At 61.8% G+C, this 19,404-nt stretch carries 16 protein-coding genes; 5 read left to right on the top strand and 11 right to left on the bottom strand.

The window, feature by feature from the left end; all coding sequences use genetic code 11:
• Positions 1-352: 352 nt before the first annotated feature.
• On the top strand, positions 353-598 hold the full coding sequence (locus AC6IZO_RS00160; RefSeq protein ID WP_497806764.1) for a hypothetical protein: 246 nt from the start codon (positions 353-355) through the stop codon (positions 596-598).
• An 83-nt stretch (positions 599-681) separates the two neighbouring features.
• Here the strand turns inward: AC6IZO_RS00160 and AC6IZO_RS00155 are convergent, their stop codons facing one another.
• Complete coding sequence (locus AC6IZO_RS00155) at positions 682-1,107, bottom strand: OsmC family protein (protein WP_497806762.1); 426 nt, start codon at positions 1,105-1,107, stop codon at positions 682-684.
• Between the two features lie 126 nt (positions 1,108-1,233).
• Between AC6IZO_RS00155 and AC6IZO_RS00150 the strand changes: the two genes are divergently transcribed.
• Complete coding sequence (locus AC6IZO_RS00150; RefSeq protein ID WP_497806760.1) at positions 1,234-1,569, top strand: PadR family transcriptional regulator; 336 nt, start codon at positions 1,234-1,236, stop codon at positions 1,567-1,569.
• Entirely contained in the window at positions 1,562-2,293 is a 732-nt protein-coding gene (locus AC6IZO_RS00145; protein ID WP_497806758.1) for a hypothetical protein, read from the top strand. Before AC6IZO_RS00150 ends, AC6IZO_RS00145 begins: the two co-directional genes overlap by 8 nt.
• 86 nt (positions 2,294-2,379) lie before the next feature.
• On the opposite strand, the gene AC6IZO_RS00140 is transcribed toward AC6IZO_RS00145, so the two are convergent.
• From AC6IZO_RS00140 to AC6IZO_RS00095, 10 genes are all read right to left on the bottom strand, one after another.
• Positions 2,380-3,657 carry a double-cubane-cluster-containing anaerobic reductase gene (locus AC6IZO_RS00140; protein WP_497806756.1) on the bottom strand — a complete coding sequence of 426 codons (1,278 nt, stop codon included), beginning with the start codon at positions 3,655-3,657 and terminating at the stop codon, positions 2,380-2,382.
• Positions 3,658-4,245: 588 nt separating this feature from the next.
• Positions 4,246-6,507: a sigma 54-interacting transcriptional regulator gene (locus tag AC6IZO_RS00135; RefSeq protein ID WP_497806754.1), complete on the bottom strand. Its 2,262-nt coding sequence runs from the start codon at positions 6,505-6,507 to the stop codon at positions 4,246-4,248.
• An 87-nt stretch (positions 6,508-6,594) separates the two neighbouring features.
• A complete protein-coding gene (locus tag AC6IZO_RS00130; RefSeq protein ID WP_497806752.1) occupies positions 6,595-6,771 on the bottom strand; it encodes a hypothetical protein in 177 nt (58 codons plus the stop codon).
• Positions 6,772-6,861: 90 nt separating this feature from the next.
• A complete protein-coding gene (locus AC6IZO_RS00125; protein ID WP_497806750.1) occupies positions 6,862-7,428 on the bottom strand; it encodes an FmdE family protein in 567 nt (188 codons plus the stop codon).
• Positions 7,429-7,447: 19 nt separating this feature from the next.
• Positions 7,448-8,308, bottom strand: coding sequence for a Rossmann-like domain-containing protein (locus AC6IZO_RS00120; protein ID WP_497806748.1), 861 nt, complete (start codon positions 8,306-8,308; stop codon positions 7,448-7,450).
• On the bottom strand, positions 8,305-8,805 hold the full coding sequence (locus AC6IZO_RS00115; RefSeq protein WP_497806747.1) for a molybdopterin-dependent oxidoreductase: 501 nt from the start codon (positions 8,803-8,805) through the stop codon (positions 8,305-8,307). Before AC6IZO_RS00115 ends, AC6IZO_RS00120 begins: the two co-directional genes overlap by 4 nt.
• A gap of 44 nt (positions 8,806-8,849) precedes the next feature.
• Positions 8,850-9,635 carry an ABC transporter ATP-binding protein gene (locus AC6IZO_RS00110; RefSeq protein ID WP_497806745.1) on the bottom strand — a complete coding sequence of 262 codons (786 nt, stop codon included), beginning with the start codon at positions 9,633-9,635 and terminating at the stop codon, positions 8,850-8,852.
• A complete protein-coding gene (locus AC6IZO_RS00105; RefSeq protein WP_497806743.1) occupies positions 9,635-10,714 on the bottom strand; it encodes a FecCD family ABC transporter permease in 1,080 nt (359 codons plus the stop codon). Before AC6IZO_RS00105 ends, AC6IZO_RS00110 begins: the two co-directional genes overlap by 1 nt.
• 14 nt (positions 10,715-10,728) lie before the next feature.
• Positions 10,729-11,748 carry an ABC transporter substrate-binding protein gene (locus AC6IZO_RS00100; protein ID WP_497806741.1) on the bottom strand — a complete coding sequence of 340 codons (1,020 nt, stop codon included), beginning with the start codon at positions 11,746-11,748 and terminating at the stop codon, positions 10,729-10,731.
• A 2-nt stretch (positions 11,749-11,750) separates the two neighbouring features.
• Positions 11,751-12,440, bottom strand: coding sequence for a class I SAM-dependent methyltransferase (locus AC6IZO_RS00095; protein WP_497806739.1), 690 nt, complete (start codon positions 12,438-12,440; stop codon positions 11,751-11,753).
• A gap of 272 nt (positions 12,441-12,712) precedes the next feature.
• On the opposite strand from AC6IZO_RS00095, the gene AC6IZO_RS00090 reads away from it, so the two are divergent.
• Both AC6IZO_RS00090 and AC6IZO_RS00085 read left to right on the top strand, forming a co-directional pair.
• Positions 12,713-13,963 carry a molybdopterin molybdotransferase MoeA gene (locus tag AC6IZO_RS00090; RefSeq protein ID WP_497806737.1) on the top strand — a complete coding sequence of 417 codons (1,251 nt, stop codon included), beginning with the start codon at positions 12,713-12,715 and terminating at the stop codon, positions 13,961-13,963.
• 475 nt (positions 13,964-14,438) lie between these two features.
• On the top strand, positions 14,439-18,959 hold the full coding sequence (locus tag AC6IZO_RS00085) for an Ig-like domain repeat protein (protein ID WP_497806735.1): 4,521 nt from the start codon (positions 14,439-14,441) through the stop codon (positions 18,957-18,959).
• The last annotated feature ends 445 nt before the right edge of the window (positions 18,960-19,404 follow it).

Genomic DNA, 19,404 nt, shown 5'->3' with positions numbered 1-19,404 from the left:
TAGATGATTGTAACATACCGGAAACGGTCGTCAAACCTTCCCACAACCGCATATTTACTGGCCTATCGCGCACCGCTGCGTTTTGCACAGGTGTTGCACAGGGCCGGCGGGTAACTTCCTGCGCGGCTGTTGCGGCCACAGGCGTGACGCCGGGAGCTTTGGCGCGCGGGCTTGGCTCAGTTGCGCGCAGAGGTTCCGCCCGGACGAGGGGCTTGGCGCAATCACCGCCCGTCCTCTATCATCCTTGCCACGGTGACGGGGTTGGTCGCGAAGAAGGTGCGCGGTCGGCGACAGCGTTCCGCTTCCCCGCTCCACCACCGGCGCTACGCGGCACACGAGAGGAGCCTGCACCATGACAGACGACGTCGATTCCGGCCGCAAGATTCCGCTGCAACTCTGCACACAGCTCCGCACCCTCGCGCATGACCTGTCCAATTCGCTGGAGACGATCCTGCAAGCCAACTATCTGCTGGCACAGGGAAACCTCGACGCGGGCAACCGGCGCTGGGTGGAGATGATCGACAAGGCCTCGCAGGACGCCGCGCGCATCAACCGCCAGATTCGCGAGCTCCTGCGCAGCAACACAGACTCGCAGTAGACCATCGCTCGGCACTCCCCCTCCGCCCAAATGGAAAGGCCGCCTTCTTCAGGCGGCCCATGCTAGACGCTCGAAGGCGCAGCCTACTTCAACAGCTTCGCATCCAAAGTGATCTTCGCGTTCAGCACCTTGCTGACCGGGCAGCCGGCCTTGGCGGCGTTGGCGGCTTCCAGGAACTTGGCTTCGTCGGCGCCGGGAATCTTCGCCGTCAGCACCAGGTGCACGATGGTGATGCCGAATCCGCCTTCCACCTTCTCAAGTGTGACCGTGGCCTTGGTGTCGATGACTTCGGCCGTCATGCCCATGGCTCCGAGCTGGCCAGAGAGCGCCATGCTGAAGCAGCCGGCATGCGCCGCCGCGATCAGTTCCTCTGGGTTGGTGCCAATGCCATTCTCAAAACGCGTGCTGAACGAGTACTGCGTGCTGGAAAGAACTCCGCTGTCGGAGGAGATGGATCCCTTGCCGTCTTTCAGGCCGCCCTGCCAGTGGGCGGAAGCGCTTCTCTGCATGATGAGGCTCCTTGCGCGGATTCACCGCGACCGGGCATTGTAAACCACCCCGGCACCGCTCGTCTTTTCTGCTTGACCGGGGCCAGTGTTCATCATATATTGCGTTCCTATATATATGGAGGCTTCATGAGTATCGATGCCAACCTGAAACGCGGTAGTGCCGAGCTGGCCATCCTCAGCGTCCTTCGCTCCGGCCCGCTCCACGGCTATGAAATTGCCCGGCGCATCGCCGAGACCACCGGCGGCACGCTCACCTTCGATCTGGCCTCGCTTTACCCGCTGCTCTACCGCATGGAAGCCGACAAGTGGCTGGAGGCCGCATGGGAGGAGGGGCCCAACCAGCGGCGTCGCCGCTGCTACCGGCTGACCGCGCTGGGACGCAAACAGATCAAGCCGCTGCAATCGCAGTGGCAGGCGCTGTTCGCTGCCATGCAGAAGCTCGCGGAGGCGCCCAATGCCTGATTTCCGCGCCCTGCTTCGCGAACACCTTGGCGGCGCTTCCCTGCCTCCGGACGTGGAGGAAGAACTGACGGTGCATCTGGAAGAGTTGTACAGCGCGCGCCGCGCAGATGGGGATGACGATTCCACCGCATTGGCTGCCGTGCACGCCAGCCTTGGAGACCGCGGCAAACTGCTGCGGGCGGTACGCCTCTATAAAGGAAAAGGAACCATGCGCAACTTCATGCGACACATTCTTGTTCCCGGTTTGTTCGCCACCGCGCTGTCCACGCTTGGAGAGAATCTTCTGGACCTGGTGCGGATAAACTCCTTATTCCACCAGCCGCGGGGGCTGCTGCATCGGTATGTTTGGCACTTCGGACCGGAACTGCCGATCGGTGGGCGGGCAGGCTATTTTTATCTGGAGATATTTCTGCTCTTGTTCTATGCGGCAGCTGGAGCGTTGGCGGCGTATCTCTGCCTGCGTCTCGGTGGCCGGCGCCGCCAGCAATTCTGGGCCGCACTGGTTCCAGCCGTGGCACCGCTTCTGGTCGTCTTCTTCAGCTACTTTGTCCACCTTGTGCTGTATCTGATTGGTCGGCCGGAGAGTGTGATTCCAGCCTCTGCACTATGGATGACGTTCGCCGGATATTTCCTCAGCTTCAACGTGGCTCCAGCACTCGCATTATTGCTGGGCGCCGCGCCGCTGCTGTTGCAGCACAGTGCGGATGCGCCAGCTGCCGCCTGAAGCCTCGGGTGATACACCGCGAGCCGGCCGCCCTCCACGACAGCCGGCTCCACGGTGGGAGGGCCGGAGCGATGCCGGCTCGGCCCTCAAGCTCTCAGCCGCTCGATAAACTGCTCGACCTCGGCATGAATCTCTACCGCATCGTCCGGGCTGCCGGTGGTGACAATACGCAAGGTCGGAATCGCCTTGTCATCCAGGACCGTCATCAGTGGAGAAGTCTCCACCTGGCAGGCGCCGCAGGCCTGTATGGAGTAATGAATGACGCCATCGGCCTTGCGCTCGCCGCGCAACTTGGTCAGGCATTCCTGCTGTGTCGGGCTCGGTGTAAACACCGTGCAATCGATGTTCAAATACCGCTCCACAAGCAGGCTCAACATGGCTTCTACGGTGTCACCGGTCTCAGACATCAACCACCGGCGGCTGCGTTCGCCCACGCAACCTTCTGCCGCCACGATCACAGCGCCGCAGTTTTCGACGATCGCCGGGATCGTCCAGCCCGGCACTGCCATGGGGCAGCCCGAAAGCACAATACGCGGGCACGCAGGCGGCACCACGCCCTCACAGTGGCGAATGCGCATCTCCAGCTCGTCGCACACCTGGTGGACGGCACCGGTGAAGCGCACCGGATCGTCGTAGAAGGAGACCTTTGAGATCAGCAGCGCGTCCAGCCCGGAGATGGGTGACGGCACGGCGCTGCGCAGCGAGGCCAGCCGCATCATGGCCTTGCGCTTTTCATTCACTGTCGCAATTGCCGCCTGCAATTTGGCAGCTTCCAGCTTCTGCCCCGTTACCTCTTCCAGGGTCTCCACCAGCTTGTAGAACTCGTCGCGAAGCGCCTGCTTCGCCTCCTCCGTTTTCTGCTTGGGCAGGTCGATGACGTGGAGCCGGGGCAGGAATGGGCGAAGAATTTCATAGGCCTTGCGCTTGCCGGAGCAGGTGTTTTCACCCGCCACCAGGTCGCAAGCCTGTAAATAAGGAGACTGTTTGCCGAGCTTGACGCCGAAGGCCGAGCGGATGAGTGCGCAGGTGTTGCGTGGCAGATACTGATCGACCAGCCCGGAGGCCACGTTGCCGTCCGAGCACAGGCCCACGGAGATGGCATCGAGAGCAAGGATGAGTTCTTCCGGAACGAACGTGCAGTAGGAACCGACCACCTTGCGTCCCTGCTGCTTGGCTTCCAGCAGCTCGCGGAAGCGCATGGCATGGAGATCGTCCATCACAAAGTCAAAATACTTCATCGTCTCCGGGCGGTTCTTCTGCCCAAGGACGATGTTGTGGTCAAAGCCCCCTGCCACGGACGCTTCAGGCTCCCGCGCCGGAATGACCGGCTGCAAGGCCCGAAAGGTTCCGAAATCATCCAACATGACTACACTCCTTCTGCAAACTCCCGGACCTGCCGCAAGCCTGCCCGCCACGCCCGGCAATCTGGTGTCGGAGACTCCGGCGGACGGCCAATCGCAGCTCCCGCCTCACAGACCCATCGGATGGAGACCTCCGACAACCGGAGTGCGGGATGCTTGTCCTTTTGCAACCCAAATGCCATAAGGTACTTAGAGGTTGCCGAATTCCACACCCATCATTTCAGTAATTTAGGAGCGAATTCAAGGGGCGGGATAGTTTTCAACAGCGATTGTCGATGTAAATCGGGTCGATGACACTTCGACACTTAGCCTTCGACACCTGCAAGCGGCATCGGGATCGACAGAAACGAACAGAGCGGCGGTATTCAAATAGTGCCCGCCCTGTTTTGTGACGCATGATTGATTTCACAGGAGTTGTTCGTCCTTCCGACACCATGTCGAAGAGAGAGGAGATCATCGACACTCTCGACAGTTCGACATCGACAGTGATCCTGAAAAGCGAGTGGAGCATCGAGTTTTGAGGCAAACGAGGACAGCGGACGGGATATTTCGGAGAAGATCTAGCCGAAAAGGAAGGAACCGGAAGAACGGTCAGGCGCGCAGGCCGGTACTGCCAATCGCCTTGGCGTCCAGCCCGAGCTTCTTCATGCGCGAGATCAGGGTTGTGCGCTTCAGGCCCAGACGGGCAGCGGCACCGTTGCTGCCTCCAACTACCCCGTTGGCTTCAAACAGCGCCTGCAGAATCCGCTCCCGCATTCGGGAATCGGAAACGCCCTCCGGAGAGGTAAATGAGGGGGCCGAAGGTCTGGCTGGGCTACCCAGGGGCAAGGATGGCCGCAATGGGATGTTGGGCCGCGTTTCGGTTGTGCTGCCAGCGTCGGTGTAGAGAATCTCGCTGATGGGGACGTGCAGCACCGGCCCTTTGCAAAGGATGACGGCACGTTCGATGGCATTCTCCAGTTCACGCACGTTGCCCGGCCACGGCAGGCGGCTCAGCCCTTTCATGGTTTCCGAGGAGATGGACTCGATCGTCTTGTTCATGCGCCCGGCGTACTTCTGGGTGAAGTAGCGGACCAGCGCCGGAATGTCGTCCTGGCGGTCGCGCAGCGGCGGAATCACGATGGGAAAGACGCTGAGGCGGTAGTACAGGTCGCTGCGGTAGCGATGTTCGCGCACCATCTGCGGCAGATCGCAGTTGGTGGCGGCCAGCACCCGCACGTCAACCGGGATGCCGGAGCGCCCGCCGACTCGGTCCACTTCGCGCTCCTGCAACGCACGCAGCAACTTAGGCTGAATGTCCGAAGGGATTTCGCCGATTTCATCCAGCAGCAGCGTGCTGTGGTTGGCCAGTTCAAAGCGTCCGGGTTTGGAGGAATCCGCACCTGTAAAGGCTCCCTTCTCGTGTCCGAACAGGTCGCTCTCGAAGACGCCGGTGGGGATGGCGGCGCAGTTGACCTTGACCATGGTGTGCGCCTTGCGCCGGCTCATGTTGTGGATGGCGCGGGCCACCAGTTCCTTGCCCGTGCCGGTCTCGCCCATGATGAGCACGGTGCAGTCGCTGTCGGCAACCATGCTCACCTGCTCCAGCACGCGCTTGAGCCCGGTGCTCTGGCCAATGATGGCGCCGAAGTTTCCGGCCTCGCCAATCTCCTCCTGCAGGTAGAGCTTCTCGCGCGTCAGCTTGTCTTTGAGCCGCGAAATCTGGTGATAGGCCAGCGCGTTGTTCACGCCCATGGCAATACGGTCGGCCACAGCCTGCAGCAGCGTCACCTCGTCGTTGGTGAAGGCCGCGCGCTGGGTACGCGCCAGGGTGAGCACGCCGAAGACGCTGGAACCGGAGATAAGCGGCAGCGCACAGAGTGCCTGCGTCCCGTGCGTGACCAGGAAGGCGGCAAACGGCGAGGTCGCGGCCATGCGCTGCAGCGCTTCGGCATCGGCCAGAAAGACCGTCTTGCGCTCGAAGACCACCGACAGCGGCGGCTCCTCCATGGCCTTGATGTTGTGCATCCCCTGGCTGGCCTCGGCGTTGACGTAGCGCAGCATGCCTGCGGGTTCCGCTGCTGCGCCCGGATACTCCGGCTCCGCCTCCGGCACCTTCAACTCCATGCAGACAAATTCGACACCGAAGTAGCTGCTGAGCGAGCGTGAGACCTCCGCCACCAGTTTCTGCAGGTCCAGATAGGTGATGACCTCGTTGGTCACCTCGACCAGGATGTGGTCGTTTTCGCGCTCGCGCTGGAGCCGCTGCTGCTCCAGCCGCGCCTGAGACATGGAGCTGATGCGCTCCAAGGTCTCCGCCACGGCGAATGCGATGGTCTGGATGACATAGAGGTCTTCCGAGGTCAGCGGCACTGATTGCAGGCTGATGACCTCCAGGCCTCCGAGGCAGCGCTGGCGGCTGGTAAGCGGCACCATGCAGTAAACGCCGTCCTGCTGATAGACGGGCAGGTGCGCCACAGCGGCGTAGTGCGAGCGGCACTCGGCCAGCATGCCGGTCAGCGCCTTCTGGTGTGTCCACACCCAGGAGAGCGGCCAATCCTCAAGACGGTAGTTGGGCTGGGGCTGGCTCGCGTCGGGCACCGGCTCGGGAGGTTTGGGCAGGATGGTGATCTGCCGCGTGACCGGATTCAGAAGATGGATGCTGATGGAATGAGCATGAAGAACGCCCGCCAGAACTTCCGGCAGCGATGCGGCCAGAAAAGCGGCGTCCTGAAAAGACGCAATCGCCTTGGAGGCGACAAGAAGCCTCTCGAGCCTCTCGGCGCTGGAGGCAGTGGCGACCTCGACCGCACGGATTTCCGCGGGAGCAGCGTCCATGGGCTGACGGTAACACGGAGAAAGCAGCAATCTCAAGGTTCAACTTTCCGCAAAACAAAAGCCAGCCTGACAAGGCTGGCCTGCACATCTGAATCTTGTTGATGGAATCGCGGTTCTACCCGCCTAAACACCGAACATCATGTGCATCAGGATGCGGGCAAAGACGCCCAGCACCAGCAGGAACACCACCATCCCAACCAGCAGGAACCACAAATACCGCTTTTCCTGATCGGCGGAAGGAGGAGTAACGCCCAGGTAGTAGACAAAGAACTTCCGCATGAATTGCAGCAGGTAACTCATGGTCGGCTCGCCTCGAGGTCGGTTCTCCTCCTATGGTACCGCATCCATCACCCACAGTTGCGCAACGTGGAAACTGTTTCCCGGCGGCGCTTAGGAGACGACCGTATAGTAACTCTTCTGGGCCGCGCAGGGCTTGCAAAGCGTCTTGCCATCCACCACAACTTCCCGGCCGTCCATCACGGATTCCCCGCACTTGGCGCAGGTGGCGCGGCGCAGCGGCTTGCCCGGCAGGTCACAGGGATCAAGCTGCACCTTCACCTGCTGAATGTTGAACATCTCGGGTTCCGGCACGGTCTTGAAGTCGCACTCCACCTTCTCGCCTTCCGGCTTGGGTGGCGCGGCCACCAGGCGCACGGCCTTGCCGGTTTCAAGGTTGATGAATGTCGCGGCCATTTTGCCGTAGTCGAGCACCTTCATGGAGCGCTTGCCCGGACGGCATCCGGTCAGGCACATGATGGCGTCGGAGGCGCAGCGGTCGATCTCGGTGAAGATGATGAGCTTCTTGCGGTCCTCGCCCATCGGGTCGCTGATGCCGATTTCGCGCAGTCCGGCCATGGCCATGCGCACGCCAATCGTGATGCCCGCGCAGAGATGCCCGTGAAACTTCTCGGCCACCGCCACCAGTTCGTCCACATTGTTGTAATTCAGCTTTTCCATATCGCTACCTTCTTCCATGTTATGAGTGCGGGGCCTGCAGCCTGCGCGTCCACGCAGGATTGATAAGGTTGATTTTGCGCACGCAGGTGCCAAAGAACTGATAGGCACCGCCGCCCTCGGCAATGATCTCCATTGCCTCGTCGCCGTCGGTGACCACCGAGGTTGCCACCACGGCCACGCCGCGCGCGAACAGCGGTTCGGGCACAAAACTTGCGGTCGGTCCTACGATGGCCGCAGCTGCATTTTCCGGCAGCGCCGCCAGCAGGGTCAACACGCTGCCGTTGGCAACCGAGGCGCCCGTAAAAACCCCAGTCTCGCAACGGCCCAGGGCTTCCATGGTCTGCTCCAGCGGAACAAAGTGGCCGCCGGCGAACTCGGCCTTCGTCTCTTCCTTCTTGTCGATAATGGCCACGTCGGCGGGAGCAAGCGTTGCCAGCTTGCGCAGCAGCGGCACAATCGCTCCGACCATTGCCACGCGCCGGCTGGTGAACAGTTCGGCAAAAGCGCTGAGGTCGTCGCCATCCGTGTGTGTGTAACGCGCGCCGGTCAGCCATTCGGCGGAGAGAGCGTTGAGCGTGGCGAGCCGCACCAGTTCGGCAAACGGCCCCAGGTGGCCGCCCTGCAGAACTTCGGCCACGGGCATGCCGCGGTAACGCGGCAGCTTGCCCTTGAGGATGCGCGTGCTTGCGCGCTGCACCATTTCCGGCGGTGTGTAGGCCACGCCAGTTGCGCCGTTGGAGAGGCGCACGCCGGTGAAGAACACGCCGACGATGAGCTGCTCGATCCTCAGCGTTGCGAACCGCTCGCCGTAAAGCTCGGTGAGCAGCGCCGCCGCCTCGTCGAGAATGGGCGTGCTGCCCACCGCCTGATCGGAACTCACTGTTGAGCCTCTTGCGCCGGATGATGCTGCAGCACTTCGACGCGGCGCAGATAGCGCAGCAGCCGAGGCGCGCGGTCGTCTCCGGCGGAGAGGAACAGCAGGCGTCCTTCCTTGTCATCGAGCGGCTGGCCGTTCTTTTCGAGCACCACCAGCGCCTGATCGCCAATCGCGGTGTAAAACAGTTCGCGGTAGGAGAGCAGCGCCCAGTGGCCGTCGCTGGAGGTGAGCGTGACGTAAAGATGGCTGGGAGACTCGTGCTCGCTCATCACGACATCGGCGCGCTTCAGCACATCCGTGAGCAGCACGCCGCGGCAGCTTGTGATGGAGCCGTCATTGCCGCGCACGCGGGCGAGATCGCGCACATCGGTCAGCGGCATCGCCTTCAACTCTTCAAGGCTCAGCTCAAGCGGATGCAGCACTTCCCCGCCGACGGTCAGCGAATGGGTTACAAATTCCGGGCCGAACAGCTTCGGCGTGGTGCGCTTGGGTTTTTCCATGAATTCGCTACTCCTGATGATCTCTTCCAGACAATAAAACTGCTTTAGGCACCGCGCGTGCGCAGCACGGGCATCCCGCAATGCGTGGCCTGCGCGCGCTCAAACAGCGCGGGCGGCAGAGCGTAAAGCTCGGCCATCTGCGCGGGCGTCACCGTCTGCGCGGGCGTGCCGTCCTGCAGGATGCGTCCATTTTGAATCGTCACCACGCGGTCGGCAATGGAAAGCGCATGCTCCGGATGATGCGTGGTCAGCAGGAAGGTAAAACCTTCATCGGCCAGCAAACCTACACGCTCCAGCAGACGCACCTGGTTGCCAAAGTCGAGACCGTTGGTCGGCTCGTCCATGATGAACACGCGCGCCTGTTGCGCCAGTGCACGCGCCACAAGCGTCAACTGGCGCTCGCCGCCACTGACCTCCGTGTACGGACGCTCTCCCAGGTGTTCAATCCCCATGCGCTCCAGCGCCTGCCAGGCAATCTGTGTGTCACGCTGGCTGAACTGCGAGAGGAAGCCACGGTGCGGCGTGCGGCCCATCAGCACCACGTCAAAGACCGTGTAACCAAATGCCTCGCGGTGCGACTGCGGCACGTAGGCCAGCTCGCAGGCCAGTTCGCGCCGCGTGTAGCTCTGCAGGTTGCGTCCGAGCAGGTTCACCGTGCCACTGGCGGGCTTCAGCAGACCAAGCAACAGCTTGAGCAGTGTCGTCTTACCGCTGCCGTTGGCGCCGAGCAGAGCCACCACGCCGCCTTCATCCACGCGCAATGAAAGGCCGTCGAGCACGCGATGGCGTCCATAGGAGAAACCGAGGGAGTCCACTTCAAACAGCGGCATCAACTCCACCCCTTGCGCGCATTGCGCAGCACGAAGGCAAAACACGGAATGCCAACCAGCGCGGTGATGATACCAATGGGGATTTCAAAGGCAAAGGCGAGGCGCGAAATGTCGTCGGCCACAATGAGATAGGCCGCGCCGATGAAGATGGCCGCAGGCACCAGGCGACGGTTGTCCGGGCCGGTGATCATGCGCGTGAAGTGCGGAATGATGAGTCCAACCCAGCCGATGGTGCCGGCAATCACCACGGTCAGCGCGCTTACGACGGTGGCGGCAAAAATCACCACCAGCCGCATGCGCTTCACGTTCACGCCCAGCGCGCGCGCTTCCTCGTCGCCCATGCTCATCACGTTCAAGTGGCGCGAGCACAGCACGAGCACCACCAGCCCGATGACGATGGGGATGGCGATACGGATCACTTCTCCACGGTCAGAGAGCGTCAGGCTGCCCATCAGCCAGTTCACGATGGTCGGCAACTGGTTGTAAGGATCGGCGAGGTACTTGACGAGCGAGAGCAGCGAGCTGAACAGCGCGCCGCTGATGATGCCACCCAGCACCAGCATGATAGTGCTGTTCACCGGGTAGGCATGTGCGATGGCCACGGCAATAAGCACCGCCAGCACGCCACCGAGGAAGGTGGCAAGCTGCACGCCGAACCACGTCTTCAAATACACGATGCCGAGCGCCGCGCCGAACGAGGCTCCGGCCAGTACACCCAGCAGGCTCGGAGAAACCAGCGGGTTCACGAACATGGCCTGGAAGGCGGTGCCCGAGGCCGAGAGCGCCGCCCCGATCAGCCCGGCGGCCAGAATGCGCGGCAGACGAATCTCCACCAGAATGCCGTTCAGCAACTGCATGCGGTCGGCGGGGATGCTCTGCACGCCCAGCCACTTCTGCGCCACAAAACGCAACAGCTCGGAGATTGAAACCGGATACTTGCCCAGTCCGAGCGATACCAGCATGACCGCCACCAGGGCGACAATGCTGCCCGCCAGTGGCAAATGCCTCCGGAAGAACCCGGCGCCGGAACGTGTGTTGCTGTCCGGCGCCGCATCGCTCTCCGCGAAGGTTGCGTTCATAGGCTGCACGGCACTCATTGCGCCAGCAACTCCCGCGCTTCCTTCTCCGTCAGCTTCACGTTCAGGAAGACGTCATAGAACGACTGCGTCTCCTTCACGATGTTCGCTTTATAGGAAGAAGCTGGATAGACGTTGGACATCACCCACTCCAGCCCCAGCAAGCGCATGAAGGACGGCGGGCGGTCAAACCAGTTGAGCGGCACGCGCGGAATCAGGTAGACCTTGTGCTCGCGCACTGCCTTCACCTGCTGCCACGCCGACTCGTGATACACCTTGTCGAAGAACAGCTTGTCCTGCACCAGAATCACGTCCGGCGCAGCCACCAGCAACTGCTCGAGTGAAACCTTTTCATACCCCATGTGGCTTGAAGTGTGGCAGCGCTGCAAGTTGATGTCGCCCGCCAACTGAAGAATCTGAACGTGGATGGAGTCATTGCACTCGGTCGAAAGACCGTCGGGGCCTTCGGCGTAGTAAACCTTGGGCCGCTTGTTCGCCGGGATCTTCGCCACCGTGGAGTCAACGTCGGCAAGAATCTTCTCGGCCTTTTTTGCCATGAGTTCGGCGCGCTTTTCGCGGCCCAGCAGCTTGCCCATGTAGCGGATCGCCGCCGGGTAGCCCTTCATGCCGTCGGCCACCACGTAGACATAGGGGATGCCCATCTTGTCATACTGCGCCGCCGCGCGGTCGTCGACCGGATTGGTGTCGTTCTTCCACAGAATCAGCAACTGCGGGTTGGTCTTGGCCAGCGATTCCGGATTGCCCGGACGCGGTCCGCCACCCAGCACCGGCAGTGACCACAGATGCTTATCCATGTACTTCTTGTCGCTGTCCTTGACCTCAAAGACCACGCCGGTCATCAGGTCGGGTGCCAGGGCGTACATCATGAAGGCGCCATAGGGCGAGGGCGCGAAGACACGCTCGATCTTGTCCGGCACATTCACCTTGCGCCCGGTCATGTCGACCACCTGGCGCGCATGCATCATCGGCGCCATCGTGGCCAGCAGCAGAAGAACTCCACACAGCCTTGCTCTCACTCTCATCGCATCTCCCTAAAACTCTCGCGGCAATTCGCCGCATATGAATGCTGCCCAGACTTCGTTTTTCTGAACCAAACCCAGGTGCCGTTTTCACCGCGCAGAACTTCGCCGGCAATACCGGCCTCGCGCAGCGCATCTTCGTAATAGCCATCCGGATGACGGGGAATATTGCTGCGCTCACCGTTCACCCAGTTCGGGTCGCGCTCGCGCATCTGGCGCATGATCTGCTGGCGCATCTCGGGCGTTCCCAGCCCACCGCCCACGTAGGCATGCCCGCCGGGCTTCATAACACGTTGGATTTCGCGGAAGGCCTGCGGCAATTCCTCCCAGAACGGAATGGAGCCGCGGCTGACCACCAGGTCGATGGAATCGCCAGGCAGCGGTAGTGCCTGTACTTCGCCCTGCATCACCCAGACCGGTGTTGGCAGATGGCGTTCCAGGGCGTTGCTGCGCGCACGCTCCACCATCTGCGGCGATTGATCGACCAGCACCAGCGCCATGCCGCTGCGCTCGGCCAAGGCCAGTCCAAGATGCCCGCCACCGCAGCCCACATCAAGGCAGCAACCCCGATTGATGCCGGTGCGCGTCAGGATTTCCCCCGCGTAGTAGGGATAGAGCGGTGCGAATGGCCCGGTGGCAATGGCGTGGTAGCTCTCGGCGTCCATGAATCGTGCAGCTCTCTGCTCCATCGCTCCTCCCGGCCGTGGATGCCTCGCGCCAGACGTCTCGTGTACACGACAAACACCCGTTCGCGAGGATAACGACGCCAGTGTACACGACACTGTCTCTTTTGGTAAACACAAGTTTTACCGTCGTGCCGCCCCTGCCGGAGGTGCCGGTCGGAGCGCAAGCCGGCACCGAACTTTGTTAGTTCGTGTACCGTAAAACATGTACTAGTTTTGTATAGTAGACATTCACAAGGAACCTTGAAACGCCATTTTCGGTTGGAGAACCGCGTCTGATGACCCCATACGAAGAAGCCGTAGCCATCATCCTCAATCATGTACAACCCTTGGGAACAGAGAGTTGCTCCACCCTTTCCGTACTTGGCCGCGTCGCTGCCGAAGCGGTCCACAGCGGCCTCGACCTGCCGCAACAAGCCACTGCGGGCCCGGATGGCTACGCGCTCCGTTCAGCCGATCTCGCCGAGGCCTCGCGCGAGCACCCAGTCACGCTCAGGATCGGCGAGACGGTGGGAGCCGGCTGGCTTCCACGGGCCATGGTTGAACCCTGCACCGCCGCGCGGGTCATGACCGGCTCCGTGGTTCCCGATGGCGCCGACTGCGTGGTGCGTTTTGAAGACACCGATGAGCCTCCTGAGAAGAACGGCCCCAACGTGAACCAACCGGCGCAGGTGCGCGTCTTTGTCTCCGCTCGGCCGGGGGAGAACATGCAGCCTGCGGGTGCCACCGTGCACAAAGGGGACGAGGTGGTTCCGGCCGGTGCAGTGATCGGCCCAACGCAGATTTCGGCACTCACCTCCATTGGGTGCCGGCGCATCCGCGTCTACCGGCGTCCGGCGGTTGCCATTCTCGCCACCGGCGACGAACTCATGAGCAGCACGGCAAAGTTGCAGCGCAGCAAGTCCTACAACGCAAACACGCCGGCGCTGGCCGCGCTGGTGCGTCATCACGGCGGAGTGCCCCGTATCCTTGGCATTGCGCGAGACAACGAGCCGTCACTGACCGTGAAGCTCAAACGCGCGCTTTCCGCAGACGTCATCCTCAGCAGTGGCGGCGTCTCCCGCGGAGACTTCGACCTGGTTCGCATCATGATGAACCGCATGGGCCGGCTTGTTTTCAACCGCATCGCCATGGGCCCCGGCGCGGCCTTCAGCTTCGGCATGCTGCAGGACGGCAAGCGCACGGTGCCGTACTTTGCCACTTCCGGCCCGCCCGCGGGATGCCTCATCAATTTCGAGACACTGATCCGCCCTGCCCTGCGCAAGATGCAGGGACACACCGAACTGCGGCATCGCACGGTGGAAGCCGAGGCTGCGGAAGCAGTCGCCAACCGTGCGCCCTTCAACTTTGCCCGCTGGACACGACTGGAGCGCACGGATCACGGCTACTCCGCGTGGTTTGGGGCAACGGGCGGACGCGGCTACCTGCCGTCTCTCTCGCACGCCAACGCACTCACCATTCTGGAGCGTGGTGCCGACATCAAGGTCGGCGATCGAGTAAAGGTGTTGCCGCTCGATTGGGTGGATTAACGCGCGGGCTGTGGCAGTGCTTTACGTTCTGCGAGTGGAGGCTTCCGCACGTTGGCCCAGGACCATGCAGAGGCCTCACCCCGCTGCGCAAGTGAGGACCGAGGGGAAAGCCTCCGCTCCCTTTACGCAGTCTCTGATCGGAGAAATCGAAGGGAGTCTCAGTGGGAAGACACACCGTTCACGAGGATCAAGTCTTGCGTCGAATGCTGCGATTCTGCTCCCGCCTGAGTCAATCACTCGGTGTCATTGTCTTACCCCTCGCGAGATAGTGAGGCTTGACCGACTCGCCATCCAAGGCTGGGCTCCCCGGCAATATTTCTTCCTCTGACTTTCAAACTCGGGCTACACTCAAGATTGACGATTCTCGCCCTCCGCTGTCTCCCCCCCCCGGACCGGGCCGTCGCAAGTGCCGTTCAATTCATGTTGTTGTTCTCGGTTTTGGCCGGGCAGGGCTGTTTTGCCACTGGGAGGATCCATGCGTTCCAACATTCGCACCTGGGCAGTGCTCTCTTCTTTGTTATTTCTATTTGCCAGCTTGTCTCACGCGCAGGTCAGTTCGCCGCGTGCACGCGTGGTGGAGCCGGTCAGCGACACGAAGATGACAACGCTCGCCGGGAGCCGCCACCCGATGGCCCGTGCGGAGCTGGACCGCGGCGTTGCACCCGACTCAATGGCCACTGACCGGATGTTGCTGCTGCTCTCCCGCGCGCCGGAACAGGAGGCGGCACTGGCAAAGCTTCTGGAGGAGCAGCAGACCGCCAGTTCGCCGAACTATCACCAATGGCTGACGCCCGCCGAGTTTGGTGCTGCCTACGGCGCGGCCGACAGTGACGTGGCAGCCGTGCGCTCGTGGCTGGAGTCACAGGGCTTCCGCGTGACACGCGTCTCGGCGGCGAAGAACCTGATTGAGTTCAGCGGAACAGCGGGCCAGCTGCGAACGGCGTTCCGCACAGAGATTCACAAGTACCGCGTGAACGGACACAACTACTGGGCAAATGCTACTGAACCCAAGGTCCCCGCCGCACTGGCGCCCGTGATCGCAGGCTTCGCCTCATTGAACAATTTTCCGCACCGGCCGCAGCACCGCCTTCTCGGCAGCTTCACCCGCACGGCGGAAGGCACAATGTCGCCGCTGGTCACACTCAGCAACGGTTCGGTGCACTACTACGGCGTCGGCCCCGGCGACTTCGCCACCATCTATGGCTCCAAGTCCCTGCTGAGCTCCGGCATCAACGGCTCGGGCCAGACCATCGCCGTCATTGGCGAAACCAATGTCAACCTGCAGGACGTCACCGACTTCCGCACGTTGTTCGGGCTGACTGGCGGCACCACCTCGGTTGTGATCGACGGTGCGGATCCGGGCATTGTCAGCGGCGCTGAGACCGAATCACTGCTCGACCTGCAGTGGGCTGGCGCTGTGGCACCCGGCGCAAACATCCAACTGGTCTCCGCATCTTCAACCACCACCACGGCAGGCATCTTTCTCGCCGCCGGGTACGCGATCGAACAGAACAAGGCCAGCGTCCTCAGTCTCAGCTACGGCGGATGCGAGGCGAACCTGGGCACGGCTGGCAACCTCTACATAAGCCAGCTCTGGCAGCAAGCTGCGGCGCAGGGCATCACGGTCACCGTTTCCACCGGAGACGAAGGCTCGGCGGGCTGCGATTATCACGCCACCTCCGATTACGCGTCGCACGGGCTGGCGGTGAACGGATTGGCCGCGACGCCCTATAACGTGGCTGTTGGCGGCACGGACTTTGACGACGCAAACTCGTTCACCACGTATTGGAGTTCCACCAACAACTCCACGGACTTCTCTTCCGCACTCTCCTACATTCCGGAAAGCACCTGGAACGATTCCTGCGCGGCCTCAGCCGCGGTGGGCAACCTGACGGTGTGCGCCACGGCCGCCCCCAGCGGCGACCTGAACGTCATCGCAGGTTCCGGCGGTGCCAGCAACTGTTCCAGCTCGAGCGACGTCAACGGTTCCGTGGTCTGCAACTCCGGCACGGCAAAACCTGCGTGGCAGACCGGAACGGGCGTCCCCACGGATGGCGTACGTGACCTGCCGGATATCTCCCTGTTTGCCGAGGGTGGCGGCAGCAGCTCGCGCAGCTTCTACATCATGTGCGAATCTGACGCGCTGCCCAGCGGCTATCCCTCCTGCCAGCGATCCGGCGGGACCTATTTCCTGGCCGTTGGCGGAACCTCCGCCTCTGCGCCCAGCTTTGCCGGAGCCGTGGCTCTGGCGGCGCAGAAGACCGGCAAGCGGCTTGGAAACCTCAACTACCTGCTGTACAGCCTTGCCGCCGGATCGGGAGCATCCTGCACCTCGAGCGGCACACAGGCTTCGAGCTGCATCTTCCACGACGTGGTAAAGGGCAACATCAGCGTGCCCTGCGCGGCGGCATCGCCCAACTGCAGCGCCACCAGCGGCTCGGCCTATGGAGTGCTGGTGGATGCGAGCAACAAGCCTGCCTACACCAGCGGCGCGGGCTACGACCTCGCCACCGGACTCGGCTCGGTGAACATCACCAAGCTCGCCAACGCCATTGCCACCGGCACGGCGGCGTTCACGCCGACTTCCACTTCGCTGACACTCAACGGTGGCACCACGCAGGTCAGCGCCAGGCATGGGGATGCGGTGAACGTGGCGGTAAACGTTTCGCCCACTGCAGCCAGCGGTAAGGTTGTGATTGAGGGCGCCAACGGCCAGCAGATTGACACGGGAACGCTGACCGGCGGCTCTTCTTCCTGGAGTTCCACGATGTTCCCCGGCGGCACCTACACGGCCAAGGCGCACTATGCCGGTGACGGCACGCGTGGCGCCAGCGACTCCAACACCGTTTCCGTCACCGTTTCCCCGGAAAGCAGCAAGCTGTTCCTTGACGCCATGAGCTGGGACCAGAGCGGCAACTTTGTCGGCTGGAATTCGACAACCGTGCCGTACGGGTATTCCGTGCTGCGCATGGCTGTGGCCGATACCAACGCCACCGACTCGAACTCCACGGGCGTGGTCAGCCACTGCACGCAAGGCCAGTCCAATTGCCCCACCGGCACGGTCACGCTGCTGGCCAACGGCACGGCCCTGGATGGCGGAAGCTTTCCTCTGAATCACGAAGGTTACGTCGAAGACTCCGCACTGTCGCTCACCCCAGGCAGCTACACTTTGACGGCAAGCTATCCGGGTGACGCCAGCTACGCGGCCAGCACTGGCACGCTGAATCTGACAGTCGGCAAGGGCTACACCAGCTCCGCCGTAAATGCCCCGGACACCGTCGGTTATGGCGACTCTTACAACATGACGGCCGTTACCACATACTGGGACAAGGGCGCCGTTCCCACCGCGTACCCCACGCTGCTTGTCGACGGCGTCACGGTCAACCTTGGAGGCAGTGGCAGCTATGGCTCGGGAGCGATACGCTTCAACGCAAGCACCTGGTTCTCCACTCTTGGCACGCATACCGTGGCCGCGCAGTTTGCGGGCGACAGCAATTACCTGCCAAGCACGAGCCCGGTACTGAAGGTAGCAGTGGGGCCAAGCTCGTCCTATACCTACCTCTCCGTTTCTCCTTCACCGACGATCCCAACCATACCCGTGGCTCTCACCGCTACCATCACGCGACTTAACAACTATGCGACGCAGGTGCCAACAGGAACGGTGACTTTCTCTGACAATGGTGTCGCGCTGGGATCCCCGGTGGCCATCAATACAAGTGGAGGCGGATCAACAGCAACCGCGCAGTACACGTTCGCGACGCTGGGCATTCACACCATCACGGCGTCTTACTCGGGCGACAGTTACTATTCCGCATCCGATAATTCGGCTTTTCCCTCGCAGTTGACGGTTCAGAGCAAACTCACACCCAATATTGGGGTCATGTACACCTCAACCTCTCCTGCACTCGTGAACCAGCCGGTTACGATCAATGCGGGGATCTGTGGAAATCCCGTGGCCCCGCTGCCAACAGGCGGCGTTACATTCTCTGACGGCTCCACCCTCCTGACTGAGACGATCTCCTATAGCGCCAGCAGTTCCCAGTGCGTGCTGGCAACAATCACACACACATTCACCACCACAGGCACGCATACCATTAATGTCAACTATGCGGGGGACTCTATCTATGAGCCGCTCACCCCTGAGGGAACGATGCGCCTGAGCGTGGTCACCGCAATCCCCACGGCCGTGAGCATGCACACGACGCCGCCTTCTCCGACAATCAACACACAGGACAACCTTGTGGCCATGGTGACCAATCAGGCCTCTGGCGCACCGGCTATGACGGGCGCGGTTACCTTCTATGAAGGAACAACAGCTTTGCCCGGCACGGTAAGCTATCAGTTCTATAACTCTTTGCTCATTGCGACCATGCCCTATTCCTTCACCTCCGTCGGAACGCACACCATCGTCGCCAAGTACAGCGGTGACTCCACTTTTGCCGCTTCCCAATCCAGTGACGTTAACGTAACTGTGGTCGGATTGATTTCCCTGCAGAGCTTCAATGCAGAAACGATTGGCTCCTCTGGTGGCACCGCAACGCTGACCAACTACGTTGCCAACAACAACAGCGCGGCCACAACCGTCACGCTGGGCTGTACTTCCGACCTTTCGACGGCCAGTTGCAGTGTCAGCCCGACCACGCTCACCATGGCCCCCGGACAGATGTCGTACCAGCTCACATACAACATCCCTGCGCTGAGTTCGGCGTCCACCACACCGCTGCTGCCGTGGCGTCACAAGGGCGCCTTGGGCCTTGGAACGCTGCTCGCCTGCACCGTACTGTTCACGCGTAGACGCCGCAAGATCGCGCTCCTGATACTTGCCATGCTGCTGGCAATGGGCGCACTCGCCTGTGGAGGAAGCGGCAGCAGCACCTCCGGTGGTACCGGCGGAGGCGGCAGCACAACGCCAGCTTCCCGGACCGTGCACTTCACAGTGACGGCCACCGACGGCACGAACACTGACTCAAAGGTCCTGACCGTCACACAGAGCTAGGTGCACGCAGGATTCGTCCTGCGACTGGCACACAGAAATGCCAAGAGGGGAGCCGCCTATGCGACTCCCCTCTGCGTTTGAGCTTGCACGTTGGCACCACGCGGGTGACCTGCGTTGGCGGTCCTCGCAAGTGAGGACCCCCTGTGTCCCTCACGCAACAGACAACCGCCGGACCGCTCAACATGAATGAATTGTTGGTGGAATGTGGAACCCAGAGAACATCAGAGGAAGGATTGGTCGGGGAGAGAGGATTTGAACCTCCGCCCCCTAGTCCCGAAACAATCAACGATTTTCTATCTAGTTGATTCGCTTAGGACGGCTCTGCGCGGTTTTACCTCTTGTTCGCCCATATTTGGCCCCAAATTCGACGAATGGACCCAACTTAGACCCAATTTCTGAATCCCTGTTTTCATGCAAAAGGGATTCACTACTTACTCCATTGCGC

The organism is Oryzophilus luti, assembly GCF_059726245.1.
The sequence above is the reverse complement of the archived record's forward strand: the minus strand, read 5'-3'. Positions and strand labels throughout refer to the sequence as shown.